Genomic DNA, 26,939 nt, shown 5'->3' on the forward strand with positions numbered 1-26,939 from the left:
GCCTGCGGAGAGCCGTGTGCTGATCGTAGAAAAATGAAGCCCATTACGGAAATTAAGTAAATGACGATGTTTTCGCTGTTTTTGAAATCGGACGCTCGGGGAACGTGCAAACGGTTGCTGGTTGCCAGCCTATTTAATGCGGTACTGCCTGCCATGCTGATGTTGCCTGCCACCACGCAGGCTGCCGGGGTATCTGTAGCACCTGTCACCGATGAGGTACGCCTGACGGTGCATCAGGGGCGCTTACTCCACCTTGATGCGTTGCCAGACAGCGTGCTGGTGGCCGATCCGAATATTGCCAGTTTTGAACTGCCTTCGCCGGGTAATCTGTTTGTTTACGCCAAAAATGTCGGGACTACCACGCTCTATGCGATGGATGAAAATGGCAATGTCATCAACGCCATTCGCCTAGTGTCTGAGCATGATTTGAAAGCACTGAGTGAACGCATGAAGCGTGAATTCCCCGGTGCGGATATCCAACTGGAAGCCTCGATCCCCAGCGGCGTGATTGTGCGCGGTAGTGTGGATACACCACAGGATGCCAAGCGCGTCATCGACAGCATTCAGACGTACATCAACGCCTCTTCAAACGGTGCACAAGGTGGCGGCGGGGGCGGTGACCAATTGCCAAGTTCCAGCGAATCCTCCGGCAAAGTGGTCAATCAGCTCAAAATCAAAACGCCTTCGCAAATCAATATTCAGGTACGCGTGGTGGAAGTGTCTCGCAAGTTGACCAGCGAGCTGGGGTTCAACTGGGCGGCATCGCTGAGCACTGGTAGTGGCAATATGAGTGCGGGCAGTGGTTCGCGTCTTAATCTGTTCAACGCCACAACGGGTAGATTTGCTAACCCAACGGATTCTGGTTTTCTGAATTTTGGTCGCTCCAGATTGAGTGGGCTATTAACCGCCATGAACCAGCAGGGTATGGCAACCGTGTTAGCCGAACCCAACCTGACGGCGATGTCAGGGGAAACGGCTGCGTTTGCCGCTGGCGGGGAAGTGCCGATCGTTCTGATCACCAATAACAGTGTCAGCATTGATTACAAATCCTACGGTGTGATCCTGCGTATGACGCCGACGCTGCTGTCTGCCAACCGCATCAGTCTGCACATTGCGCCAGAAGTCAGTGAACTTACCGATGTGGGTTCCGTACAGTTGGAAGGCGGTTCGCGTATTCCGGCATTAACGGTACGCCGTGCGGATACTACGGTAGAACTGGCCAGCGGACAAAGCTTTGCGCTGGCAGGTATGTTGCGCAGTGCCGGTAGTCAAACGATAAACGGCGTGCCGGGGCTAAGTGGTATCCCGATGTTTGGTCGCCTGTTTGAAAGCGAATCCACCAGCCACGAAGAAACGGAACTGGTGATCATTGCGACCGCCTACGTCGTCGAACCGGTTAACGCGGGCGACCTTCAGACGCCGGGACAAGGCATAAAAACGCTGGATTCGTCCATGCCACGTTCTGCATCTATCGGCTATCTCTATTGAGTCCGTGAGGGGCAATCAACTATGAAAACAATTAATAAAAATCACCCTCCTCTTCGCCGACTACACATCAGTGCGGCGGTGCTTACTGCAGTCTTTCTGCTATCAGGGTGTGGGTGGAATAAACCGATTAACAGCGTGCGTATGCAGCGCTTTGATCAGCCCGCGCTTCAACCGGTTGCTGTCCAACCTTCATCGGTGTCAGTGCCGCTATTGGTCGCGCCGAACGGACGGGGGTTCCTCCCTGAATCCTTACGACAGCTCAATATCATGTTGAAAGATCAGGGACGTTTGTCCGCGCAGACGCTGACGTTGATCCCGCACAGTGCGAGCGGTGAGCAGATGGCCGGGCGACTGGCGACCGTGCTGAAAAACGCCGGTGCCGATGCACGGAACGTCAAGCAGATGCGCCGTTCTACGGCGAGTGGTCAGACTGGCGATCTGGAAGTGATCTCCGAGGCGCTGGTGGTCAAAACTACCCGCTGCACGATCAACGATCCAAACCAACTGATGGTGAAGCCGTTTGATGGCGTCGGCTATCTGGGCTGCGCCACACAAAACAATCTGGCGATGATGGTCGCTGAACCTCGCGATCTGATCCAGGCGAAAGCGCTGGATAATGCGGATGGCGTGGCGGCGGTCAATAGCATCGAACGCTATCACAAAGGTGAAGTGAAAGAGCTCATCGACATTAACTTTGAAGAAGATTAAGGGCGTGACATTCCATGAGTGAAATTACCCCTAACGATGGTGACGAACTGGCGTTACCGCTGGTCGCGTTCGCCAATGATGTGCGCGATGTGGCTGATATCAGCGATCTTTTCACGCGTCTGAAACAACCGGATGTCCCGGTGATGCCCGGCGGTATTGCTGCCGCTCGCCAGTGGTGTGAACTGAATGTACCGCCCCACGTTTTACTGGTGGATCTGGAAGGCACGCACTGGCCACTTCCGGCACTGGAAGAGTTGCTGAGCGTCTGCGGCCCCACCAGTCAGGTGATTGCTACGGGCAAAGAGCAGGATGTTGGTCTGTACCGCGCCTTGCTTCAGGCGGGCGTGGTGGATTATCTGGTGAAGCCGTTCACGCTGGATCTGCTGGCGGCAACGCTGGCGAAGTGTGAAGGCCAGCAGGCGGGGCCGGAATATGCCCGCACTGGCAGGACGATTGCTGTTGTCAGCGCCAGCGGCGGAAGCGGCGGAAGTACAGTGGCGATGGGACTGAGCCGTCTGCTGTCTGGCGAACGCCACCTACCCGTAGCGCTGGTGGATTTTGACCGCCGTAACGGTGACCAACTGCTGTTGCAGGGGCAAACCGATGATGCGGGGCTGGCTGCTGTGTTGGGGACTCAGGAACTGGATACCCGACTGCTTCAGCGCGCCATGCTGCGTGTCGATACGCGTCTGCACCTGCTAGCACAGAAGCCAGAACTGGGTGAACTGAGCCCGGTTGACGTAGATAACGTACTGAATCTCGGTGGTGCGCTGTGCCGCATGTTCAATCAGGTCATTTGGGATCTACCCAGCAGCTACCCGACCGGGGCGCTGGATGTGCTGACCTATGCGGATCTGCGCATCATCGTGACGGAATTGACGCTTCAGGATGCGCGTAATGTGCGGCGCGTGCTGAATGAGATCGGCGATGAAAGTGAAGGGCAGCGTCTGCTGCTGGTGCATAACCAGAGCCGCTTTGCCACGACTGCGCCGCTAAGTCGCGATCAGTTTGAACAATTTATCGGCCGGAAGATTGATGTCGTGCTGCCTAATGCCGGCCATGCGCTGTCGCAGAGCCTCGCTCTCGGCGCATTAAATCTCGCGGCAGCGCCTGCTTTCCAACAGGGATTACGCCAACTGGTCGATTTGGCCTGCGGCGTGCGCGCCAGACAGGCGGAAAAACGCTGGTTCTCGCGTTGGTTAAAGCGAGCTTGATGATGTTCAGCGTTCGGCGTTTCTCAAAGGGTGAACCGACTATTTTAGGGTTACGAACTGTTTTTGGGGTTAAGGATTATGTTGATTCGCAAGAATAACCTGCAAAAAAGTGAAGCAGGAAAAAGCACACCTCAGCCTGCGCCTGCCGCTAATGTGGCGGAACTGAAAACGCGTCCGGCTGCGGAGAACCGCACGCAGCCAGCGGCGAATACGTCTTCAGGATCTGCTGTACCCGCAGCCCGCCAGACGGACAACCGGACTAGCCAACGCCGTATTATCCGCGCACAGCTCTACGATCAGATCGACGCCGGTAAAGCGGCGATGATGGGGCGTGACAAACTGCTGGTACAGATCGAAACGGTGATCCGCCGCATCTGTGATGAGCAGCGTTTGCAGCTTTCTCGACAGGAAGAGGAAGCCATCGCCACCGAAATGCTGGATGAGATGACGGGGATCGGGCCGATCCAGCCTCTGCTGTCGGATGACACGGTCAACGATATTCTGGTTAACGGGGCTGGTCAGGTGTTTGTCGAACGTTTTGGCAAGCTGGAGCTGTCGCCGATTACCTTCATTGATGAAGAGCACGTATTTAACACCGCGCAGCGTATTGCGGCGGCGGTCGGGCGGCGTATCGATGAAGCCAGCCCGATGGTGGATGCGCGTCTGCCGGACGGTAGCCGCGTTAACGTTATTACCTATCCGCTGGCGATCGACGGTACGACGATCTCGATCCGTAAGTTCATGCGCCGCAACCTGTCGCTGGAAATGCTGGCAGAGCGTCGCTGCATGTCCTATGCCATGGCGGATGTTCTGAACAAGGCCATGCAGGCACGCGTTAACGTGATCGTTTCTGGCGGTACGGGGGCAGGTAAAACCACCTTGCTGAATGCGCTATCGCAGAAGATCGGTAGCACCGATCGCATCATCACCATTGAAGATGCCGCCGAACTGCAATTGCAACAAGAGCATGTTGTGAGGCTGGAAACCCGTCCTGTCAGCGCAGAAGGCACGGGACGTATCGATCAGCGCGATCTGATGCGTAATGCGCTGCGTATGCGCCCTGACCGCATCATTTTGGGTGAGGTGCGCGGTGGCGAGAGCTTTGACATGTTGCAGGCGATGAACACCGGTCACGATGGGTCGCTGTGTACGGTGCACGCCAATACCTCGCGTGATGCGATACAGCGTCTGGAAAACATGGTGATGATGGCCAACATGCAGTTGCCGCTGATGGCGATTCGCCGTCAGATCGCCAGCGCCGTTCACCTGATCGTGCAGATCGAACGTATGCGTGACGGCATGCGCCGTGTCGTGTCGATTACCGAAGTGTGCGGCATGGAAAATGAAGTGATCCAGCTTCAGGATCTGTTCAGCTTCAATATTCAGGGCATGGATGGACAGGGCTTGTTGACGGGGGAATATGTTCAGCACATGCAGCGTCCGCAGTTCTACAGCGATAAAGCGCATTTGTTTGATGCGCAGTGATGGGCTGAGGAGACGCCGATGAGTGATTTACGCCTGAACCTGATTACGCTGCTGGTGTTTTGCAGCGTGCTGATGATGCTTTTGGCGGTCAACGCCTGGAGAAAGTCACGCCAGCAACGCATACAGCGTGAACAACGCTGGCTGCAGATTTTGAACGAGGTTAGCCCATCGGTAGCCGCAGCAGAGTCTGATTCTATCCTGCGTGACGAGATCAGAACGCCGCTGATGGGGATCCCTGTTATCGGGCGCTGGTTAGCTATCCTCTGGGCGCAGATGGCGTTCATCGGCTGGAAAAAGAACCTGCTTCAGCGTTCCCTCTCGCTGGCAGCGGCCAGCCTGATACTCGGCATGATCCTGGGGCAACGTACCCTGCTGCCGCTTACGATGGGACTGATATTTACACTGCTGTTGTTTGTCAGTATCGGCATGCTGATGTTCCGCTCGACGTTGCAAAAACACCTGAAAGCGCTGCGTGAGAGCCTGCCGGAAGCGATTGATGCCATTACGCGCAGTTGCCGGGCGGGCGTGCCTGTCGCGAATACGTTCTCGATTGTCGCCGAGCACCTGACCGGGCCGCTGGCGAATGAATTCAAGACGATCGATCACTGGCTGCGGCTCGGTATCCCGCTGCGTCAGGTGATTCAGGCCTCGGCGACGCGAGTGCCGATGGCCGAGTACCGTTTCTTCGTGGTGATCCTGATCATCAATCAGGAAGCGGGTGGACGACTAGGAGAAACGCTTGAGCGTTTGTCCGCTACGCTGCGCGACCGCCGGGAACTGCAACTTAAAGTGCAGTCCAAAACCTCTGAGGCACGCGCATCAGCCAAGATTGTCGCCGCACTGTTCCCCGGTTGTCTGGCCTATCTGTATATGAAATCGCCGGAGGATTTCAGTTTCTTGTTCTCCGATCCGGTGGGAACGTCGGTACTGATTTATGCCTTGTGCAGCGTTTCAGTCGGCATGCTGGTGACACACGTTATGGTTAAACGGATAGGGTAAAGGGTGAGCCACTCATGACTGTTTTTGACGATCCTTTACTGCTGCTGGCGCTCGTGCTGATGGTGGCAGGCATTTATCTGGCCCGTGCACACCATAAAACGCAGCAATACAAGCAGTTGGAAATTCGCATGCGCGGGCACTTGCCCACGGCCTCTATAGAGGCGGCCTCTCAGGAGAACATCCTGAGAGGCCAGGGAACTGCATTATCCCCCCTGTTGGAAAAGCTGTTGCAGCCCCTTGCTATACAGGGCGAGCGCTTGTCGGGATCGGATCGCGATCGCCGCAATCTGCGCCGTCTGCTTGATCTGGCCGGTCTCCGCCGTAATGAAGCGGTGGGCTTGCTAGTGATGGGGAAATTTGCTGCCGGGGCGCTGCTCGCTATCGCTCTGGTGTGGGGATGGCTACCGCCTGCTGACCGTGCTGGCCTGACGGGTGTCGCGGCGGGGCTCATTGGCTTCTTTGTTGGCTCCATGGTGCCGGAGTGGTGGCTAAAGTGGCGTGCGGCAAGCCGGGGTGAAAAACTGGCGCGTGCGGTACCGGATGCACTGGATCTGATGGTGGTCTGCGCCGAAGCTGGTCTGCCTATCGGACGCGTGTTGCAGGTGGTGTCAAAGGAGTTGGGGCTATCGTCGCCGGAAATGGCGGATGAACTGCACTACACCGCAGCCGAATTGCAGATCCTGTCAGATCGTACACTGGCGATGAGGCATCTGGCTGAACGTACCCGAGTCAGCGAGATCGAAAGTATGGTGGCGACGCTGATTCAGGCGGAACGCTACGGTACGCCGCTGTCTCAGGCGCTGCGTACTATTGCGGATGAAAGCCGCAAGACGCTGATTTTAGGGCTGGAAGAGAAGGCGGGAAAATTACCTGCGCAACTGAGCGTGCCGTTGATGGCGCTGATCTTGCCACCGATTATCGCCATTATGGCATCGCCTGCACTGGTGCGAGTGATCCGCCTGCTGGCGCAATAGCATTTTATTTACAACACATTGATTTTAAAAACATCGATTCCCGATATATACCCTAAATAATTCGAGTTTCAGGAAGGCGGCAAGGGAAGGAATCCCGATGAGCTTACACAGGTAAGTGATTCGGGTGAGTGACAAATCTGCCAGAGGCAGGTTTGAACGCTGCTTGCAGCGGCCCCAACGGGGCGAGGTCCACGTAAGTGGACCGAGTAGCGCAGCCAACGCACATGCAACTTGAAGTATGACGGGTATGCGCCGGAAATCACAATGGTTACAACCGATGGAGTTATCGAAAATGGTCGATCTGGTAGCAAAACTCAAGCGCGGCGCGCCCATGCTGGCACTGCTGATCGTTAGTACCGTGCTGGTGGGATGCAGCAGCTCGACGGCGATTAAAGGCAGTAAGGATGAAGGCCTGCGTTTGGCACGCCTGCTGCGCGATCAAGGGCGTGTTGAAGCGGCGACGGAAGTGTATGCGCGTCTCGACAGCCGTGATGCGCTGAAAGGGGCAGAGATGCTGGAGTATGCCAGCGTGGCTGCGTTAGCGCGTTCGCCACAGCAAACGCTGGAATTGTACGGACGAGCACGGCAGGCGCTGGGCGGTGATACCAACAGAATGACGCCGGAAGAAGCGCTGGCGGTGTGTCTGGGGATGGGGCGTGCGCAGTTGGCGTTGGGACGTAATACGATGGCGCAAAATGACTTTTCTTGTGCGCTGAAAGCACAGCCGAATGACGCAGGCGCACTCAATGGTATGGGCGTGGTGATGGATGCATCAGGTAAGCATGCAGAGGCGCGTCAACTGTTTGAAAAAGCGCTACAGGTGAACCCGGCAGATATCGCGGCGCTCAACAACCTGGCGCTCTCATGGCTGGCAAGTGGCAATGCGGACAAAGCGATTTCCCTGCTGCGTTCAGTGGATGGCAGCAACGCAACGGGTAGGCTGAATCTGGCGCTGGCCTACCTCTCTGGCGGCAGAAATGATGAGGCTCGTGCGGCATTGGAGACCATTGCCCAGCCGCAGCGTATTGATGGACTGATCGATGAGTTGAACCAGCGTTTACTGCAGATGCAGCAGGATAAATCTCGTGGCGAAGCGCTGCTGTTATCCAGCCGTCAACGCCTGCAATTGAGTTCGCCTGAGTAATGGCGTGGCTTCAGCGTCGTTCCCCGTGGCGTGATGCAGGCATAGTCCGAGGCGTAGTTCGAGGAATAGTGCCGCGCCATGATCGCAACTGGCGTAGCACATGCGGCGTGATCGCGACGGAAGTGGCGTTTCTGGTGCCAGTGGTGCTGGTCGGCGTGATGATGCTGTTCGAACTGGCGCGTATCGGGCTGGTGATCGCTGTCGGCAGCGCCGCGCTGGATAAAGCCGTGCAGACCTTCCGTCTTGATAATCTTGTATCGGACAGTGCGGAACAGATGGGAACACGGCTGAAGGCGCGCATGGTTGAGGCTGGCTACGGCTACCTCAAGGAAGACGATTTAACTGTTAGCGTGTTGCACTTCGACAATCTGACTCAGCTTGGCGGGTTAACAAACGGAAATAGCAGCCAGGACGATCCCGATGGTGAGGAAACCACGACGCTACCCGTGTGGTCCGTAACGGTGCAGATCAAAAAGGCATTTATTACGCCGCTGCCGGAGGTGCTCACGCTGGGTGATACCTTCCGCTATCAGTACAAACATGTGTTCGGAACGGAACTGCGTAATGACTGAGCACTTATTGAAACTCCATCGTTGGTTGAACATCAACCGCTGCCTGAGCCGACTCCGCTGCTTCTGGTTTTCTCGCCGCGCTTCTACTGCGGTAGAAACGGCGCTGGCATTTCCGATTGTGCTGGCGATAGGTTCTCTGTGTGCGGATATCTATACCGTTGGGCTGGAGCGGACGCGAATGGAACAGCGTACAGGGGCCATTGCATCAATATTAGCGATGCAGCAGAGGCTGGATGAACAAGGTCTACAGGGCTTGCTCGATACGGTGTTACCAACGGAAGGGATGGGTAATTACCAGTTGTTAATCAGCAATGTGCGTCAGACCGGCGAACTGTACTGGCAATTGAGCCGAGGGACGGCGGAAGCGCTCTGTGCTGAAAGCGAAACGCTGCCCGGTGAAGAATATACGCCTGAATTGCCGGAAAGAGATCGGGAAGAAGGCAATAAGAACATCTCTATGCTGGTAGTCGAAATCTGCCGCGAGGGGAAAGATGTTGGGTTGTTGGGGGGCCTGTCGCTGGGCGGCATGTTGCATGCCTCCTCCATCAACCGAGTGGCTATTGGCGTGGTGACGCTGGATGAGACACTCAGAAAAGAAGCCGGACTGGAAGAGGATGAACGGAATCCGTAATCCAAAGCTGGAATAATAACGCTATCACTATGAGCAATGTCGTTTTTATTTTCCCGTTTTATGGGCGGGATGAGTACGCGCTGAATCCAGGTAGACAGGATAGGAATGCATGAAAAAAAACCTACAGAACAGAAGAGTAAAAAAAGACGATACCGGACTCGCTCTGTTCTGGCGTGAGCGCTTGTCTGCGTTTATTCATCAGGAAAAGGGCGCGGGCACCGCATTCTATGCGCTGGGAGCGATGGCGCTGCTAGTGACGGCGGCCTTCATTGTGGATACCTCAACGGCAACGGGTGATGCGACGCAGATTAAGCGGGCGACGGATGCCGCCGCGTTGGCCGTCGGGCATCAGGCCACCATTAATGGTGAAGAATACAGTCAGGGAGACACCAATACGCTGGCGTATGAATACGTCAAAAGCAATCTGGGGATGAATAAGACCCTGAGTGAAAAACTGGTGGCGGGCGATGTGTCTGTCACGGAAGGGCGCAATAGCGCGACGCGTAAAACCTATACCGTGACCGTTGCCTTTGAAACCAAGCCCAGTTTGCTGAGTTTGGGCGCGAAGAAGCAGGAAGTGTATTCGACCTCGGAAGTCATCAACCGCCCAACGGAAGTGGCCTTTGTGATGCCGGTGACGGGGGATATGAGCGCGGGAGATATTCGCTCGCTGAAAAGTGTTAGCCGTTCGTTTGTTGAACGCCTGCTCAGCAGCGGGGACGCTAAGCGCGACAACCTGTGGCTGTCGCTGGTGCCGTACAGCCAGTCGGTAAATGTGTACGATGCGGAAGACGCGAATCGCATTCGGCGCTGGGCTGCACCGGGTGCGCTGAACCCGCCAGAGCTGCGTTCGCTGTTTGCTAGTGGTGTGGTGAGTAGCCTGGCCGATCGCCGTTTCCCCGATCGGCGTGCCAATCTTTTGTGCATGTACCGTGGGCTAGGGAGAGAGGAAAACTTCTTCTGGGATGAACCGCCCGTCGGCCAATTCCGCATTTACTATCGCCACGATTTGCCACAAAACGGTAGCCCTGGTGCACCACCGATCAGTTGGCGTGGCCCGAACCCCGATTTTGACGATTCTGACGCGGTGGATACTCGCTGGATCGTGGCGGATAAAGGATGCCCGAATGCGGCACTGATGCCACTGACCAATGACGCTGACAAATTGGATGCGCGTATTGATCAATTTTCTGCCCGTTTCAACGTGAACTACGCCATCGGCATGTCGTGGGCGGGGGCGGCGCTGTCGCCAAATATGCGCGGCTCAGACGGCTGGGGTGATGCCAAGCTGCCGCTGGATTTCAATCTGGACGGCAACGGTGACGGGCAAAAAGTGATTGTGATGATGGCTAACACCATCGGCAACTGGTTTGACACCGACAGCTACAACTTCAATCGCAACGAATTTCGGGGGGGACTGGAACGGATCTTGCCCGTTTTTTTGCCGCACAGCGTTTCCGCGATCTGTGCTCTAGCTTCCGCGCACGCAACATCAAATTCTATTTTGTCGGCATTCGCCCCGGCGATCCTGAAGACTTTGGTCGCAACCTGTTTGATCAGGAAGCGACGCCGGGCCTGCTGGTTTGCACTGAGGGTGAAAAACGCATGAGCTTTATCGATGGTTCAGGCTTCGGCGCAGAGGGTGTTGAGGATCAATTGATTCGGCGGTTGGATCGTATTGCCAGCCAGATCGAAACCGAGGGCGGCTATGTTCGGCTGGTTGAATGACCGCTGAAGGTAGCCAGGAATAACGCGATTTGCCCCTTTCATTACAGGACATGACACGATGACTTTTTCCCGCTCAAAATCTGGTTCAGCCTTAACGCGCGCTCCGCGCCAGGCGTGGGTATTGGAACCGCGCATGATGTTTGATGCTGCTGCTGTGGTCACTGCGGCGGATGTGATTGCGCACGTCGCCGTTGCGCCAACGGATACGGCACCCGGCGTTGATGCCACGCCGGTTAAGGCGACGGTCACCATTACCGATTCTAGCGACAGCTTTGTACCAGTCGATCTGTTCAGCGGCGTTAGCGTGTCAGCGGATAAAAGCGGGCAGGAACTGAAAGATTTGGTGATTACCGTTAACCGCACGGGCGCGAATCAGGCATTGATGATTGATGGGAAAAGCATTGCGCTGGAAGCGGGAAGTGGCACAACACGGGCGGATGATGATGGGTTCGCGTATCGTGTGGCAGTGAGCGGTGATACGACGACGATTACCGTTAATATCGACGGTTTTACCGATCGGCTTGCGGATACAGAAGCGCTGATCGACGGTATTGCCTATAAGCCACTCAATAACACCGTGGCAGGCGGCGATGTGGTTGTGACGCTGAAAAGCCTGAGCGATGAGGGCGGCACGAGCGCTGACACTGCCGAACTCAATATCCACTCGACCATCACTATCGATAGCAAAATTAACGTGGCACCCGTGGTGTCTGGCGAAACCTTATTGGAAGCCGAGTCATTAACGACTGGGACGGACGTTGCCTATTCCTCCGATGGTAAACAAGCTTACGTTGCTGGTTCGGATAACACGCTGACCATCTTTACCGTAGGCGAATCTGGTCATTTGACGCAAAAACAGAGCCTGACAGTTGAAAACCTAGGGCATGTTAATCATATGGTGGTTAGCGCAGATGGTAAGTCGCTCTATACCATATCGAGCAATGGCAACCTGATGCAATTTAGCCTACAGAACGGCACGCCCAGCCATACTGCGACGATTTCTGTCGGAGCCGGATCGAACGGTGGGTTAGCGATAGCTGATGACGGCTCGCAGATTTATGTAGATGCCAGTAGCAGCTATGGTCGTGAAGTGTTTGTCTATCAGCGCAATACTGAAACGGGCGAGTTAACCCGTACCGATTCGCTCCGTCACCGTAATGGTGTGATCGCGACAGCGGGCGAGTATGTCTACATTGCGCACAGCGGGGCGATAGTCAACGACAACCATGAGTTGCAAGTCTACCAGCGTGATAGCGCCGGTAAATTGACTCTGCTGGGGAGTATTTCACTTGTAATAAAGGGACAAGATCCCGTTGATTACGCGATGGCGGTATCGGCCGATGGGAAATCTATTTATATCGCGAATCCAAAAACCAACGATATCACGCTCTACCGCGTTGGGGTTGATAATGAGCTGACGCTGGTTAATACCTTCAGCACCCCTCCTGTAGGCAGTTTGGTACTCAATGCTGAGGGAACGCGGTTATATGCTGCGGCAACAGACGGCATGGTTTCTGTTTACGCTGTTTCATCAACGGGTGCTTTGACATTGGTGGGCCAGGCGGAAGGGAGTACCACTGGCGGAGATATCGCGTTATCGCAGGATGGTCGCTCTTTACTCGTTGCGGGTGAGGGTGTCAGCCGTTATTCAACGTTATTGACGCAAATCCGTGGCTCGGATGCGGCGATCGCCTCCGGGATAACCTTGTCGGATGCCAATTTCGATGCTCTGAATGCGGGGAATGGAAACTATGGCGGTATGCAACTGATCGTTTCCCGCGACGGTGGTGCGTCTGACAAGGATGTGTTTAATTTCAGTGCGGCGAACGATTTGCAATTTAAAAACGGGCAAATCTTTCAGGGCGATCGCGCGGTTGCCACGTTCAGCCAGAGCGGGGGTATTCTGACGATCGCGTTTCTGTCTGGAACAAGCCGGACGGAGGCAAATGCGGTTTTACATCAGGTCACTTACCTGAATACCGATACAGTGGCGGATGGTTCCGTGGTGGCGCTGTCTCTGCGGGCGAATGATGGTAAAGTCGATAGCCTGCCCGTGACGCTGGCTGTGCTGGTGACAACCAATACCGCACCGATACTGGCAGTGGAAGCTGCGCCGCTCTCAAACTACGACACGACGGCAACAGTGGTCAATGTATTCACCAATACGCAGATTACAGCGGGTGAAGCAGGACAAAAAATACTCGATATCACGCTAAAGGTTGGTGGGTTAGAGCAGGCTGCTAACGAATTTTTGGTGATTGATGGTACGCGCATTGACCTCACTAAGTCTGGCGAGGGCACAACGGCAAGCGGCTATACCTACACCTATGCATTTAATGATGGCAGTGGGACGCTGGAGATTCATCATGCAACTGGCATGACGATGGCAGCGGCTCAGGCATTAATCAACGATGTTGCCTACACCAACGAGACGACACAGGCGACGGCGGGTACCCGTACCGTGACGCTTGTCAGTGTACGTGATGACGGCGGCGCAGCAGGACAAGGCGAGGATACCGCTACCCTCAATGTTGTCGCGACACTGACGTTAGCCATTAACAACGCACCGACCATCCAGACCGATATCCCGGTCGATCCTAATTTGTATTACTCCGACGGATTGCTTACCGGTTATGACAGTCATGTCAGCAGTATTGTGCTGTCCGATGATGGTCGCACTCTACTGGTGATTGGCACAACAGCCGCCAATTATGGTGGCGATGCGCGGGCCAGCCTCTACCAGCGCGACCCCGATACGGGGAAATTAACGTTATTACAGCGCCTCGTTCCGGGAACGGATGATGGTGATGCGAGCAATGGGACGGAGATCAGTGGGCTTATCGGACGTTCTGCCGTTTTTTCCAGTGATGGTTCCACCGTTTATCTGAGCGCTAATTCGGAAGTTCTGGTGTTCAGCAAAGATGCCAACACGGGCATGTTAAGCCTGACTGCGCGCGTTGACGGGCTGGCAGGCAATGTGCTGAAGATGGCCCGTTCGGATGATGGAAAAGGCTTATATGCGCTCACGGCGGGCACGTTGTACCACTACACCATTGGTGATAGCGGCGTACTGAGCAATTCCGCGACGTTTACTCAGGTTGATGGCACAACACCTATTGGCTTGTCTGTTGATGCCAACGGCACCGTTTATGTATTGGGTAACAGCGGCAAGATAACGATTTACACGACGGCGGCAAATGGTGCGGTGAGCTATGCTGGCCAACTGGCGCGTGGTAGTGACGGGGTTACGCTGACCTATACCGACAGTGAGGGGAACCAGAAAAGCGCCGGAACGTTAGCTACCAGTAATGAACTTAATCATGCTAATTCCGCTTTTACCGTGACGGATGAAGGGTATATCTACGTGGTCACCAGCAACGTGGGTAACCGACTCACTGTGCTGCATTACGATAGCTCGACGAACGCTGTCAGCCGGGTTGAGGCCCTGACGTTTAGCAATCCCTGGGGCGTGACTGCTTCTGCAGACGGTAAGGTACTGTATGTCGGCAGCAATAACGGTGCCGTGACCGTTTACGCGATTGGTTCGGATGGTAAGCTCACGCAAACTGGGATGCTGGCGGCAGGGCGTCCTGTCACGACGTTGACGTTATCGGAAGATGGCAAATCGTTGTATACCGGCGCGCGTTTCTTTAATACGGGGGTGATGGTATCCAGTGCATTGGCTTATGCCCCTTATAGCGCGGTATCTGCCAGCACACCTTTTGCTCAGGGGATTGCGTTTTCTGATGTCGACATGGATGGCCGGAGTAATTATCAAGGGATTACCTTCACGATTGCGCGTTCTGGCGGGGTCTCTGCCGACGATGTATTTGGGCTGGCGGAAGGCCAAGATTTGACGCTGAAAGACGGTTCTCTCCTGCTGAATGGCAACAAAATTGCTGACGTGAAGATCGCAGAAGGAACGATCACTGTTAGCGTAACAGCATCTATCTCTAAGACTGTTGCCAATCAAATTTTGCAGCAGGTGACGTACCGTAATAGTGCTGAGACTGTACCGACACGCATCGATATGGTCATTGAAATCGGTGATGGCAATAAATCTGCCACGTTAAGCATGGGGCTGATCCTTAACAACGCACCGGAAGCAACGGATACAGAACTGACGTTAGGAAATGCGCAGGTGGGCACACATTATGAGGTGAAGCTACCCGATGCGTTGTTTAGTGACAAAGAGAATGATCCCTTCGTGTTATCGGTTGAGGGATTGCCGGAAGGGCTGCGTTTTGATGCCGCCAGTCACACCATCAGCGGTATGCTGGAAAACGGTCAGGCAGGGCAATATGAGCTGACAGTAAAAGCTGCCGATACCAACGGTGGCAGCGCGGAGCGTCATGTCACGCTGACGGTGGATGGCGATCCTACACAAGTGCCGACGATTGGCGGTGAATCCAGTTCTCTTAAAAATGATTACGCCCTTGATGGCTACGATCCCGATAGTTCAGTTGATGTGTTGGGTGGGGTCAAAGACAGCCAACTGTCTGCGGATGGCAAAACCCTCTATGTCGTGAGTTCACCAGAGAGTGGTTCTGCGGTGCTGAGCGTGTTTGTCCGTAACGAGGAAGGCAAATTCACCCTATCGCAGACCTTCTTTAATTACCACTCCGTTTACAACAATGAGACGGAGCAAAACGATAAGATTGTGGATAATGCCGGATTGGCCGGCGCGTCAGATGTGATTCTGGCCGCCGATGGGCGTTATCTGTATGTGGTAGGCAGTGAAGACAATACGGTGACCATTTTCAGCGTTGGCAGCGACGGTCAACTAACGCAAGCAGGTGTCCTTGATTCGGCTGCTCTGGGGGACGTTCGTTGGATGTGCGTTCCCATATTGTTTCGCAGGGCGATTATCTCTTTATAACGGCGGCACAGCCCAATGGCGAGAATGACGAGCGCAGCGTGCTGGTGTTTAAGCGCGGAACGGACGGCAAACTGACATCGGTTTCTCAGGTCGATAATTTGATCGGTGCGAGCCGTCTTGTGCTTGATCCGGCGGAGCGTTACCTGTTCGTATCCGGCTCCGGCGGTACTGTTGGTGTCACTGCCTTCAGCATTGACGCGCAAGGCGCTTTATCGCAGGTCGGCCAGATTAGCGGTGCGAGCGAGTATTACATCAACGAGCTTGCGCTATCGTCCGATGGCAAGACGCTGTATGCGATTAATGCCGATGGCGTTCAGTACACGCTTAATACGATAACGGTGGGGGCCAATGGTGCGCTCTCGCTTACGGATACAACGTCAATCACCGATGATGGGGGCGATACCGGTGAAGGGTTGGCAACCGGTTTGGTGGTTTCTGCCGATGGAACGGCGCTGTTTGTGATCGGTAAGAACATCACCGTCTTCTCCCGTGCCGAAGATGGCAGCCTAACGTTGAAGGACACGATTAGCGGCAGTTGGGATAGCCCGATCGATCTTTTCTTTTCGGATCTGCAAAACGTGGAGCTGAGCGCTGATGGCAAGCAGTTGTACCTGATTGGCGGCGATAAGATCCATGTGTTGGATATTGGTACGGCTGGTGCCACCTATACCGAAGGTAATGATGCAACGGTGCTGCTGCCCTCTGGTCGTTTGTCCGATCCACAGCTCGATGTGTTAAATGAAGGAAAGGGCGACTATCGTGGCGCGAGTATCACAGTGGGCCGACAAACGGGTGGGTTACAGGAAGACACCTTTGACTTTAAGGCAGATAACGGCCTAACGCTGGATGGTGACAACATCGTCAAAAATGGCACCGCGATAGCCACCTTTACGCAGGTTAATGGCGTCTTGACCATTAAATTCATTGGTGCGACAACGAAAGCCGATGCGCAGAATGTGCTGCGTCAGATCACCTATCTCAACAGCAGCAAAGATCCTGAACAAGCAGGATCGACGCCGACATTCACGTTTAGCATTAATGATGGCGACAACAATGTCGCAACGATAGACGTGGCCGTCACTCTTATTGGCGTAAACGATCCGGCTGTATTGACAACCACGGTACTGAACCCACAAATTCCGAGCAACGGCGAGTTCGTCAAACTGTTTAAAGATACTCACGTCGACACTATCGAGAGTGGGCAAACCATCTGGCAGGTGGTGCTGACGTTTGATAAGTCTGGGCCGAATGAAGCCATTAACGTGGAAGGCAATACGATTGTACTTGTTCCTTCTACCGGAGCTCCGCGAACAGCCAACGATATGCAGTATAGCGTGTCCGTAGACAGCGAAGGTAAAGCGACGGTAATACTCTATGCTGCGCGGGGGGGCACTGAGACAGCCGCACTGATTGACAGCATCAGTTACAACTATTTTGGGAATGATACCAGCGGGGAACGCCACGTTACCCTGATGGTTATGGAAAATAACTATAGCGGTAGCGCCCCAGAAACCACATTGGAGCAGGCGATTACGCTGACGCTGGTGCCTGCCCTAGAAGCTAATACCGCACCGGTCATCACGGTTCCGGTTACGACGCCGACGTATACCGAACGTGCCGATCCTATTGCGTTGGTGCCTGATGCAACGGTGTCCGATGGGCAGATGGATAAACTCAACGGCGGTAAAGGTAACTATGACGGTGCGACGCTGAAGGTGACGTTGGGCGACGGCAAAACTGCACTCGATAAGCTTGGCTTCGATGCGGGTAATGGCCTGACGTTATCGGGGGATTCGCTCCAGAAAGACGGCGTGACCATTGGTCAGGTGACTAACCAGGATGGCGTGCTGACGATCCGCTTCAACGCGGATGCGGGCACAATTCCGACCACAGAAGACGTGCAGAACGCGCTGCGTCAGATTACCTATGCTAGCGACAGCCATACGCCTGCCGCACAGGTGGCAGTGACAGTGACGCTGGCGGATCGCTATCTGGTGTCTCAGGTTACGGCTTTAACCATAGACATCACACAGATTAATGATGTTCCAGCCGTCAATACCGATCCTGTTCTGTCATTCGGTGATTTAGATCGGCTCCAGACGCTGGAATTGTCGGCATTTGGGCTAACAGGTTCAACGAACAGCGCAGTGTCTGCTGACGGTAGCCGTGTATATATTGCTGACCAGCAAGGTCATGTTGCGCTGTTTAGCCGTAATGTTGATGGCACCTTGACGCACGTGCGCACCACCGCTATTGCCAGCGGCGTCATTCAACTTCAAATGACGTCTGATGGTACAAATTTATACGCCCTGCAAAGAAATGGCAGCGAAGGCGTTATTGTTACTTTCACTCTCGATAGTGAAGGCAATCTGACAGAGCAAAGCTCTCTTAAACAGATCTGGGATGCGGCGCAGATTACGCTGTCGGATGATGGTAAAAACCTTTATCTGATGAATCGGGAGACGGTTATCGTTTATGGGCGAGATACCGCTACCGGTACACTTACCCGTCTCCAAGCGCTCGATAATGATATGTCAACACCGCCTTATCTCTGGGCACCGACGGAAGTCATCACGCAGGGGGATAAAGTGTATGTGGTCACTGACCCCAGCAACGGTTCATCACTCATTGTTTATCAACGTAATAGTGAAACAGGTCAACTGACCCCGCTGGCGTATCTCCATTCAGGGGAAACGGATAGCACTGGTAAGGTCGTTAATCTGGACTATGTGCAACATTTATCTGTCAGTGCTGATGGGCAAACGATCTTTATCGCGAATAGCCGTACCAGTTCCTTTAACGGATGGACAGGGGAAATGATGGTCAGCAACCACCCGTTGAAGATAGATGCTTTCCGCCTCAACGCTGCCGGGACGTTAACGCATTTGGGCACCATCAATGGCACCGCGACGGTGGAAGACATTTCACTGTCAGCGGATGATAAAACGCTGTATGTCGCCTTATCCGATGGTTCCCTGGCTTATTATTCGGCGGACACGTTGGAACGTATTGATGCCCAGAATAATCTGGCGGATGCCCAGAAAATTGCGGTATCACCACGAGGTGAGCTCATTATTCTTGCCGATGCGCTGGTGGTTATGCGCCAGACTCCGCTAAGTGCTTTCTATACCAATGGCGGATCTGCGGTAGCGGCAGTGCCGACATTGACACTCAGCGATGCGGAATTAGATGCCGCAAACGGCGGTGCAGGGGATTACCGCGGCGCATCGGTTGTGTTTCAGCGTAGTGAATCTCCTTCATCAAACGATCGTTTTGAGATGATTGCTGGCAACGGTTTTACCGTCTTGGGTAACGTTATCAGTAAAGATGGGCAACCGGTGGCAACGTTGAGTCAGGCTGATGGCCGGGCTTCTGTGACGTTTACCGCCAGCCTTTCCCGTGATGAAGCGACTGCTCTTGTGCGCCAGATGGGTTGGCGTAGCACGGTAGTGGTTAATGAGAGTTCTGTGGCACTCCGCGTGGTGCTGAATGATGGAGAGCAGGACTCCACACCTTACGAGGCGACGGTAACGATTTCCGATCGTGTGAATCAAGCGCCTGTGGGGAATAGTGATGCCTTTACCCCGCCTGTCGCACAGGTTGGCACCCGTTGGAGTTATACCTTACCGGATTCGCTGTTTACCGATCCTGAAAATGACGCACTGACGTTTACCGTTGACGATACGCGATTGCCTAACGGTGTGAGCTTCGATAGCGCAACTCGTACTCTTAGCGGTACTCCATCAACGGCGGGAACGTTCAACCTGACGATTACCGCCAGAGACAGCGCGGGCAACGCGACGGCGCTGAATGTTGCGTTGACGATCAATGCAGCCTCAACGCCGGTTGACCCTGGAACGCCGACGGAACCTGCCAATCCTGATAACACCGCAGCACCCGTGATTCTGGTACATCAGGGCGTGAGCCTGCCCGCTGATGCGAATGAAAGAGAACGCGAGCAGCCGCTGGGGGCGATTGTCGCCGATCTGTCTCGCTCAGAAACACCACAGTCACCGACTAACACCATCATCGATGCGGTGCGCCAGCGCGATGCTGATACGGTACGCCAGTCGGATGCGCCTTGGGTGCTCGATCCTGTGATGTCACAACTGATGCCGACGCTGGAGCAGGTCAACTTCTCTTCTCGTGCTAACACTGCCGCGCGCGACGGCGCGACAGTCTCCTCGGCGGATTCCAACTTGTTCCTGAGTGTACGCGGTCAGGCAACCGCATTGGAATCGGCGTTCAGTAGCGTGCAGGGCGCATTACAACCCGATGCCTCCGGTGCGCTCACTTTTAGCTTGCCGCAGCGCATGTTCAGCGTGCGTGAAGGTAATGCCATGCTGACGCTGCAATTGGCGAACGGGCGTTCGCTACCTGCGTGGGTACAGTTTGATGCCCGCAGTGGCGTGGTGCGCATTACCGATGCCAGCACAGTGCAGGTAAATCAGATCCAACTGGTGCTGAAAGCCCAAGCCGCAGACGGCACCAGCCGGACGGTGCCGATCACGTTGCAAACTGGACTGGGCGATGGTGCAGCGATGGCGACGGACAGTGGTGCGATGCAACTACCTTCACACGCCGCTGAAAATGAGGATGTGGAGCCGTTAGCGCCAGCGGGGAAAACCGCCTTTACCGAGCAACTGCGTCAGCATCAGCCGGAACAGGATGCGTTGCTGGCAGCGCTCTGTGAATTGAGCAGCCTGCGTGCGTAGCGCATTGCAGGCTGCATTTGAGACGAAATTTTATTTACTTAACCACTAACCCAGGCGCTTGCAGGCGGTAATCAATCCACCGCCTGCAAGATGAAGGGAACAGACAAATAGAAGATGGGGAGAACCCGGGTGAATCAGCACATAGCGCATTTCTGGGATAGCCAGCAACACGACAGTCAGCAACAAAATGTTCAACACGAGGCTACACCACGCACCGCAGGTTCTCGGGTATTACGGATCGCGGTGACCCTCGCCTGTCTGGGGTTGGCCGGCTGTGCCGTTAAACCAGAGCCCGTCACGGTCGAGCAGCAGGCTGCACAGGCATTGAGTGACAGAACGCAGATGTTTGCCAATCAGGAACCGGTGCGCGGCACGATTACGCTGGATGAAGCGATTGCCCGTGCGCTGAAATATAACCTGCAACAGCGGGTCGCCCTGATGGAACAGGCGATGGAAGATGACCTGTTAGGCGTGCAGAATCTGGACATGTTGTTACCTAAACTGACCGCCCGCGCCGGGCTGCAAACTCGCGATAATGTGGCAGGTTCTAGCAGCCAGTCGGTCACAACAGGTCGGCAATCGCTGGAATCCTCCACCAGTCAGGATCAGACCATGCGCACCGCCGATCTGACGATGAGCTGGAATGTGCTGGATTTCGGCATCAGCTATTTCAACGCCAAAATGCAGGCGAACAAATCGCTGGCAGCGGAAGAACGCCGTCGTCGTGTGGTGGCGGATATTACCCGTCAGGTGCGGACGGCCTATTGGGAAGCGGCAACGGCACAACGCTTGCAGCCGGAAGTGACTACCGCGCTGACGCAGGCGCGTCAGGCGCTGGAATATGCGCGTCAGACCGAACAGCAGCGTTTGCTGGCACCGGTTGAGGCGCTGCGTTTCCAGAAAAATATGCTAGAGATGGTGCGTCAGTTGGAAATCGTCGATAGCGATCTGGTCGTAGCGAAATCTCGTCTGGCGGCGTTGATGAACCTGCCGCCGTCCAGCAAATATGATGTCGTCGTGCCCAATGAAAGTAGTTTGATTGCGCCAAAGATGGCCTACTCGCTCGACGATCTGGAAAACTTCTCGATGGTGAAACGTCCGGAAGTGCGCGAAGAGAGCTATCTGGCTCGCAATAGCGTATTGGAAACCCGTAAATCGCTGCTGCGTCTGCTACCGGGCGTATCGTTGTTTGCCGGTATCAACGGCGACAGCAACAGCTATCTGGTCAATAGCCAGTGGGCGAGCGCGGGTGTTCAGGTCAGCGGTAATCTGCTGAACGTGTTGTCATGGTCATCGGTGAAACGTGCCGGGCAGGCGAATGAAGACTTGGCGGAAGTTCGTCGTCAGGCGCTGCGTATGGCGGTGTTGACGCAGGTGAATGTCGCCTGGCAGGAATATCAGCAGAGTACGCAGATGTTCAGTCGTTATCAGGAACTGGCGCGGATTCAGCGCGGTATCCTCAACCAGACCACGCTCAGCGTACAACATCGTGCCGAAACACAGATGGAACAGGTGCGCGTTAGCACGGAAACCATTCTGACCACGCGCGCACGCGATCGCAGCTTTGCCGATGTGCAGAACGCATTGGGCGCAGTGTATCAGGCCGCAGGTCTGGACGTGCTGCCAGATAACGTGAACGATGTCAGTCTGGCGGCGTTAAGCAACTCGATAGCCCGCACCACGGGGAATCTTGAAAAAGGCGGTGTTGCGGTGCCGCGTCTGTCTCTGCCAACACCGGCGGTGCCTGCCACCACGACGGCGTCCACCAAGGCTATTTCTACCGCGCCAGTATCGTCAACCGCTGCGCCAGTGACGAAACCTCTCGTGCCTGCTGCTGTTACGCCTGCCGCTAACGCCGGGAAACCTTACCGCGTGGTGAATACCGATATGTGGGATAACCTGCAATCCTTACAGGCGGGAGGCTCGCGTTAATGGCTGTCGGCATGATGCGTCCGCTGCTACTGGTGAGTGCGTTAAGTCTGCCCCTATGGGGGCAGGCGGCGACGCAGGGAGACATTCGCGTGCAGCTTAGCGCGCAGCGCTATACTGTGTTATCCAGCGAAATTGCCGGAAAAGTGACGGATATTGCAGTAAAAGAAGGCGAACACTTCAAACAGGGCGATACGCTGCTCACGTTTGACTGCACCGTGCTGCGTGAAAAACTGAACTACTCAAACGCGGCAGAGAATGCCGCGCGTAAGAAACTGGCGATTGCCGATCGGTTGGATAAGCTCAATTCGATCAGCCTGTCGGATGTCGATCAGGCACGATCGTCGGTGTCGATGGCGCAAGCGGAAAGCGGCGTCAATCGCGCGATGCTGCAACGCTGTGCCATTAAAGCGCCGTTCTCTGGTCGCGTAACGGAAACCAAGGTCAAGCGCTGGGAATCGGTGCCGGAAGGCAAAGAGCTGCTGGCGATCTATGATGACAGCGCGTTCGAGTTGGAAATGATCGTGCCGTCGCGCTGGCTGGTGTGGTTAAAGCAGGGCAGTGCTTTTCAGGTCACGCTGGATGAAACCGGCCTGAGCTATCCGGCTGAAATCAGCCGCCTCTCGTCGGCTATCGACCCAGTTAGCCAATCGGTGAAGGTCTTTGGTCGGATTACGCAATCCACCGCTGGATTACTACCGGGCATGAGCGGCGTGGCGCAAATTGTGCCACCAGATGCAGGCAGCGTAACGCCATGATCGATCGGAACACGACGGCAGCAGTACCAACCGAACAGGATACCCGGCTGGCGCTGCTGGCCGAGCTATTGCAGTTGCAAAGCCGTGCCAGAGCGCGTGAAACGCTGGATGAACTGGCGTTTTTCATCGTCAATGAAACGCACAATCTGGTGAAATATCGTCAGGCGCTGCTGTGGGATAGCGATAAACGGCGTTTGCAGGCCGCGTCCGGGCTGGCCTCGCTCGATCACAACGCGCCGTTTTGCACCGAATTTAGCCGCCTGTGCCGCCAGTGGCAGGAAGAAGGACGTCAAACACAGGCGCTCAGTTTTCGGGATTTGCCCACGGACGATCGCCAACTGTGGCAGGAGCATTTGCCCGAATTTTTACTCTGGTTACCGCTGCGGGTGGCGCAGGGTGAGACACCGCTGGTATTGGTATTAGCACGGGACAGCGCGTGGCTACCAGCGGAGATCGTCCTGCTGGAAAAGCTGGCAGATGCCTACGCACATGCATGGTTAAGCCTGTGTAAAGTGCGCCGTCGTCAGGTTAAAACCAGTCCGAAAAAACGCCGTTTGATCGTGGCTGCCGTGGTCGCGCTGGTGCTGATCTTATTGATCCCGGTTCGCCAGTCGGTGCTGGCTCCGGCGGAGATCGTCGCCCATCGTCCGGTGATGGTGCGCGCTCCTGTCGCGGGCGTGGTGGATGACATTCTGGTTCGCCCTAATCAAACCGTTAGCGCTAACCAACCGCTGGTGCGGCTGGACGTGCGCGAACTGGAAAATCGGCTGGAATCGGCTCGGCAGGCTTTTGCGACAGCCGATGCTCAGTACCGCCAGGCACAGCAACAGGCATTGTTTGATGCCAACAGCAAGGCCAGTTTGGCCGTGCTGCAAAGTCGCCGCGAGCAGGCGCAGAGCGACATGGATTTTCTGCAACGTCAGCAGGAACGTATGCAACTCATTTCCCCGCGTGACGGCGTGGCGATCCTTGATGATGCCAGTGACTGGATTGGCCGCTCGGTCGCGGTAGGCGAACGTATCATGATGATCGCCGATCCACACGATGTGGAGCTAGAGATCCAATTGCCTGCGGCGGATGCCATTGCGCTGGAAAATGGTGCGGATGTACGCCTGTTCCTCAATGTGGCACCGAATTCGGCACAAGAGGCGCGGCTTGAACAGATCGGCTATCGCGCCGCGCCGACGCCGGATAATGTAATGGCCTATCGGCTACGGGCACGTTTTACGCAGGATGATCCACAGCTTCGAGTGGGGCTGAAGGGCACGGCTAAGCTGTACGGAAAACGCACGGTGCTGTTCGTTTATCTATTGCGTAAACCGCTGGCATCCCTGCGCGTTTGGCTGGGTGTGTAACGATGGCCGGAGGCGCGATGCCTGCTGCTGGGCTTAGCCCGCTGCGCGATGAACTAATTTTGCACGCGGGACCGGCTAACCGTGATGGATCGCCCAGTTGGACATTGGAAGATCCGCTGCGCGGTCTCTATTTTCGTATCGGCTGGGCAGAAATGGCGATGCTATCGCGCTGGTCAATGGGGAACGCTGCGCAGATCGTCGCCGAGGTTAACCAGACTTCTGCGCTGACGCTCGATGACAGCGATGTGCAGTATTTCAACCGTTTCTTACAGGCCAACAGCCTGACGCGCGTTTCCGGCGATGACGCGCTGGCGCAGTTTGCTCGTCAGATGGAGCAATCACGTGTCTCGATTTGGCGTAAGCTACTAAAGAATTATCTGTTCTTCCGTATTCCCTTATGGCACCCGGATCGTTTTCTGGGGGCGACACTGCCGTGGATTGAACCCTTTTTCAGCCGTACTTTTCTCAAACTGACGCTGCTGGTGGCCGCGCTGGGGCTATTCCTCGCCGGACGCCAGTGGGAAACGTTCAAGCATACGTTTTTGCACTTCTTCACGCTGGAAGGCGCGGCGCTAGCGGGGCTGACGCTGTGCGTGACCAAAATTTTGCATGAGTTCGGCCACGCCTACACCTGCAAGCGCTTTGGTGCGCGGGTCGCTACTATGGGCGTCGCGTTTCTGGTGATGATGCCAGTGCTGTACACCGATACGTCCGGCTCATGGAAGCTCACCCGTCGTCGGCAGCGGATGGCGATTGGTGCAGCGGGTATGATGACCGAACTGGCGCTGGCGGCATGGGCAACGTTGGCATGGAGCTTCTTGCCGGATGGTATGCTGCGTAGCGCTGCATTTATGCTGGCAACCACCACCTGGATCATGACGTTGGCGATTAACCTCAGCCCGCTGATGCGCTTCGACGGCTATTTCCTGCTTTCTGATGGGTTACAGATGCCGAATCTGCAAAACCGAGGTTTTGCTGTTGGCCGTTGGAAGATGCGGGAATGGCTGTTTGGCTTAGGCGATGCGCCGCCGGAGCATTTTCCCCGTTGGCTACAACGCACATTGGTGGGTTATGCCTTTGCGGTGTGGGTATACCGTTTCTTTCTGTTTACTGGTATCGCGATTCTGGTTTACCACATGGCGTTCAAGTTATTAGGAATGCTGCTTTTCGCGATTGAAATCGGCTACTTCGTGGTGATGCCCGTGGTGAATGAAGTGCGCGAATGGAGTAAACGCCGTAAGGATTATCGTATGAACCGTAATATGACGACAACGCTGGCTGTGAGCGCCGTGGTTCTGCTCTTGCTGATGATTCCCTGGCAGCGCAGCGTATACGCGCCAGCGCTGCTGCGGGCGGAACAGCAAAGCAGCCTGTATATGCCCGTGCCCGCGATGATCCAGCGCATTGACGTGCAGGTCGGTCAGCCTGTGCATGCCGGACAAACGCTGTTTACGCTGTCGTCTGACGCATTGGCGCATGAACGGCAGCAGTTGGAACGCCAGATTGCCACATTGAACTGGCAAAGCACTTTTCAGGTATTCAATAAGGAAGCGGCTGGCGATCACCAACGGGTGAAGCAGGAGCACGAAGCCGCGCTGCAAAAGTTGCAGGTGTTGCAGCGCCAATCTGAGCAGTTGACGGTGCGTGCGCCGATAGACGGCGTAGTGGCAGATATGGCGACACCGCTGGAAGCGGGCGAATGGCTGGGGCAGGGTGAGTGGCTGGCGGTGGTGACCAAACCAACCGGTGGACTGGTGGAAGCTTTTGTGTCGGAGAAAGACTGGCAGCGGCTCAGCACTGGCGCAAAAGGCACGTTTTATTTACAGGATGTCAGTCGTTCGTCGCTGCCGCTCACGATTGTGGAAATCGCCAGTACGGCAACCCGCGACCTGAATGCGGCACCGGAACTGGCCTCGGTTTATGGCGGTGATATTGCCACGCTGAGCGATTCACAGCGCAAGCTGCATCCTGAGCAGGCGGTGTATCGCGTGCTGCTTAGTCTGCCTGACGATTATCGTGCTCAACCGCAGGTACTGCGTGGCACGGTGGTGATGGACGGTGAGGCGCAAAGCCTGTTGATTCGCGGCTGGAAAGTGGTATCCGCCGTACTGATCCGCGAACTATCATTCTGATCAATTTTAATTTCTGCGATGTCGATCCTGACTTTCTTCCCGCTAGTGCCAGCTTGTTATTTTTTCTGGCAGTGGCGTGAAGGAGGGCGCTTAACGCCTCGATTATGTTGTTCCTGATGTTTCTATCCTATCTATTTAAAATGGCAGAAATTTTTTAGGTATCTCAGGCTATATCTCATGTTGGATATTAGGGGAAACACGGTGATGAGGTTCCCGCAGGGACACCTC

13 protein-coding genes and 2 pseudogenes are annotated in these 26,939 nt (G+C 55.2%); all 15 read left to right on the top strand.

Features of this window, described 5'->3' with window-relative positions:
- The first annotated feature begins 60 nt into the window (after positions 1-60).
- The 15 genes and pseudogenes from A7983_RS11910 (at position 61) to A7983_RS11980 (ending at position 26,711) form a co-directional block, all read left to right on the top strand.
- Complete coding sequence (locus A7983_RS11910) at positions 61-1,488, top strand: type II and III secretion system protein family protein (protein ID WP_005971684.1); 1,428 nt, start codon at positions 61-63, stop codon at positions 1,486-1,488.
- Positions 1,489-1,509: 21 nt separating this feature from the next.
- Positions 1,510-2,196: a CpaD family pilus assembly protein gene (locus A7983_RS11915; RefSeq protein WP_005971687.1), complete on the top strand. Its 687-nt coding sequence runs from the start codon at positions 1,510-1,512 to the stop codon at positions 2,194-2,196.
- Between the two features lie 14 nt (positions 2,197-2,210).
- Positions 2,211-3,410 (top strand): hypothetical protein, encoded by a 1,200-nt coding sequence (locus A7983_RS11920; protein WP_005971690.1) that lies wholly within the window; start codon positions 2,211-2,213, stop codon positions 3,408-3,410.
- Positions 3,411-3,488: 78 nt separating this feature from the next.
- Positions 3,489-4,895: a CpaF family protein gene (locus A7983_RS11925; RefSeq protein WP_039477914.1), complete on the top strand. Its 1,407-nt coding sequence runs from the start codon at positions 3,489-3,491 to the stop codon at positions 4,893-4,895.
- An 18-nt stretch (positions 4,896-4,913) separates the two neighbouring features.
- Positions 4,914-5,894, top strand: a complete 981-nt coding sequence (locus A7983_RS11930) for a type II secretion system F family protein (protein WP_005971695.1) — start codon at positions 4,914-4,916, stop codon at positions 5,892-5,894.
- A 14-nt stretch (positions 5,895-5,908) separates the two neighbouring features.
- On the top strand, positions 5,909-6,868 hold the full coding sequence (locus A7983_RS11935; RefSeq protein ID WP_005971698.1) for a type II secretion system F family protein: 960 nt from the start codon (positions 5,909-5,911) through the stop codon (positions 6,866-6,868).
- 292 nt (positions 6,869-7,160) lie between these two features.
- Entirely contained in the window at positions 7,161-8,012 is an 852-nt protein-coding gene (locus A7983_RS11940) for a tetratricopeptide repeat protein (protein WP_005971700.1), read from the top strand.
- Entirely contained in the window at positions 8,012-8,584 is a 573-nt protein-coding gene (locus tag A7983_RS11945; RefSeq protein ID WP_005971703.1) for a hypothetical protein, read from the top strand. The genes A7983_RS11940 and A7983_RS11945 overlap by 1 nt, the downstream gene beginning before the upstream one ends.
- Positions 8,577-9,215: a TadE/TadG family type IV pilus assembly protein gene (locus tag A7983_RS11950; RefSeq protein WP_005971706.1), complete on the top strand. Its 639-nt coding sequence runs from the start codon at positions 8,577-8,579 to the stop codon at positions 9,213-9,215. The genes A7983_RS11945 and A7983_RS11950 overlap by 8 nt, the downstream gene beginning before the upstream one ends.
- Before the next feature lie 109 nt (positions 9,216-9,324).
- A pseudogene (locus A7983_RS11955) lies at positions 9,325-10,943 on the top strand (Tad domain-containing protein).
- A gap of 58 nt (positions 10,944-11,001) precedes the next feature.
- A pseudogene (locus A7983_RS24865) lies at positions 11,002-20,537 on the top strand (beta-propeller fold lactonase family protein).
- A gap of 129 nt (positions 20,538-20,666) precedes the next feature.
- Positions 20,667-22,469, top strand: coding sequence for a TolC family protein (locus tag A7983_RS11965; protein WP_005971712.1), 1,803 nt, complete (start codon positions 20,667-20,669; stop codon positions 22,467-22,469).
- On the top strand, positions 22,469-23,224 hold the full coding sequence (locus A7983_RS11970) for an efflux RND transporter periplasmic adaptor subunit (protein ID WP_005971714.1): 756 nt from the start codon (positions 22,469-22,471) through the stop codon (positions 23,222-23,224). Before A7983_RS11965 ends, A7983_RS11970 begins: the two co-directional genes overlap by 1 nt.
- Positions 23,221-24,579 carry an efflux RND transporter periplasmic adaptor subunit gene (locus tag A7983_RS11975; RefSeq protein ID WP_005971716.1) on the top strand — a complete coding sequence of 453 codons (1,359 nt, stop codon included), beginning with the start codon at positions 23,221-23,223 and terminating at the stop codon, positions 24,577-24,579. Before A7983_RS11970 ends, A7983_RS11975 begins: the two co-directional genes overlap by 4 nt.
- Positions 24,580-24,581: 2 nt before the next feature.
- Positions 24,582-26,711, top strand: a complete 2,130-nt coding sequence (locus A7983_RS11980) for an HlyD family efflux transporter periplasmic adaptor subunit (RefSeq protein WP_039477919.1) — start codon at positions 24,582-24,584, stop codon at positions 26,709-26,711.
- Positions 26,712-26,939 lie beyond the last annotated feature (228 nt).

The sequence above is a fragment of the Pectobacterium wasabiae CFBP 3304 genome (assembly GCF_001742185.1).
Taxonomy (GTDB): domain Bacteria; phylum Pseudomonadota; class Gammaproteobacteria; order Enterobacterales; family Enterobacteriaceae; genus Pectobacterium; species Pectobacterium wasabiae.

Coding starts and splice junctions, on each gene's coding strand:
- A7983_RS11910 (WP_005971684.1), top strand. CDS start 61: ATGACGATGTTTTCGCTGTTTTTGAAATCGGACGCTCGGGGAACGTGC.
- A7983_RS11915 (WP_005971687.1), top strand. CDS start 1,510: ATGAAAACAATTAATAAAAATCACCCTCCTCTTCGCCGACTACACATC.
- A7983_RS11920 (WP_005971690.1), top strand. CDS start 2,211: ATGAGTGAAATTACCCCTAACGATGGTGACGAACTGGCGTTACCGCTG.
- A7983_RS11925 (WP_039477914.1), top strand. CDS start 3,489: ATGTTGATTCGCAAGAATAACCTGCAAAAAAGTGAAGCAGGAAAAAGC.
- A7983_RS11930 (WP_005971695.1), top strand. CDS start 4,914: ATGAGTGATTTACGCCTGAACCTGATTACGCTGCTGGTGTTTTGCAGC.
- A7983_RS11935 (WP_005971698.1), top strand. CDS start 5,909: ATGACTGTTTTTGACGATCCTTTACTGCTGCTGGCGCTCGTGCTGATG.
- A7983_RS11940 (WP_005971700.1), top strand. CDS start 7,161: ATGGTCGATCTGGTAGCAAAACTCAAGCGCGGCGCGCCCATGCTGGCA.
- A7983_RS11945 (WP_005971703.1), top strand. CDS start 8,012: ATGGCGTGGCTTCAGCGTCGTTCCCCGTGGCGTGATGCAGGCATAGTC.
- A7983_RS11950 (WP_005971706.1), top strand. CDS start 8,577: ATGACTGAGCACTTATTGAAACTCCATCGTTGGTTGAACATCAACCGC.
- A7983_RS11970 (WP_005971714.1), top strand. CDS start 22,469: ATGGCTGTCGGCATGATGCGTCCGCTGCTACTGGTGAGTGCGTTAAGT.
- A7983_RS11975 (WP_005971716.1), top strand. CDS start 23,221: ATGATCGATCGGAACACGACGGCAGCAGTACCAACCGAACAGGATACC.
- A7983_RS11980 (WP_039477919.1), top strand. CDS start 24,582: ATGGCCGGAGGCGCGATGCCTGCTGCTGGGCTTAGCCCGCTGCGCGAT.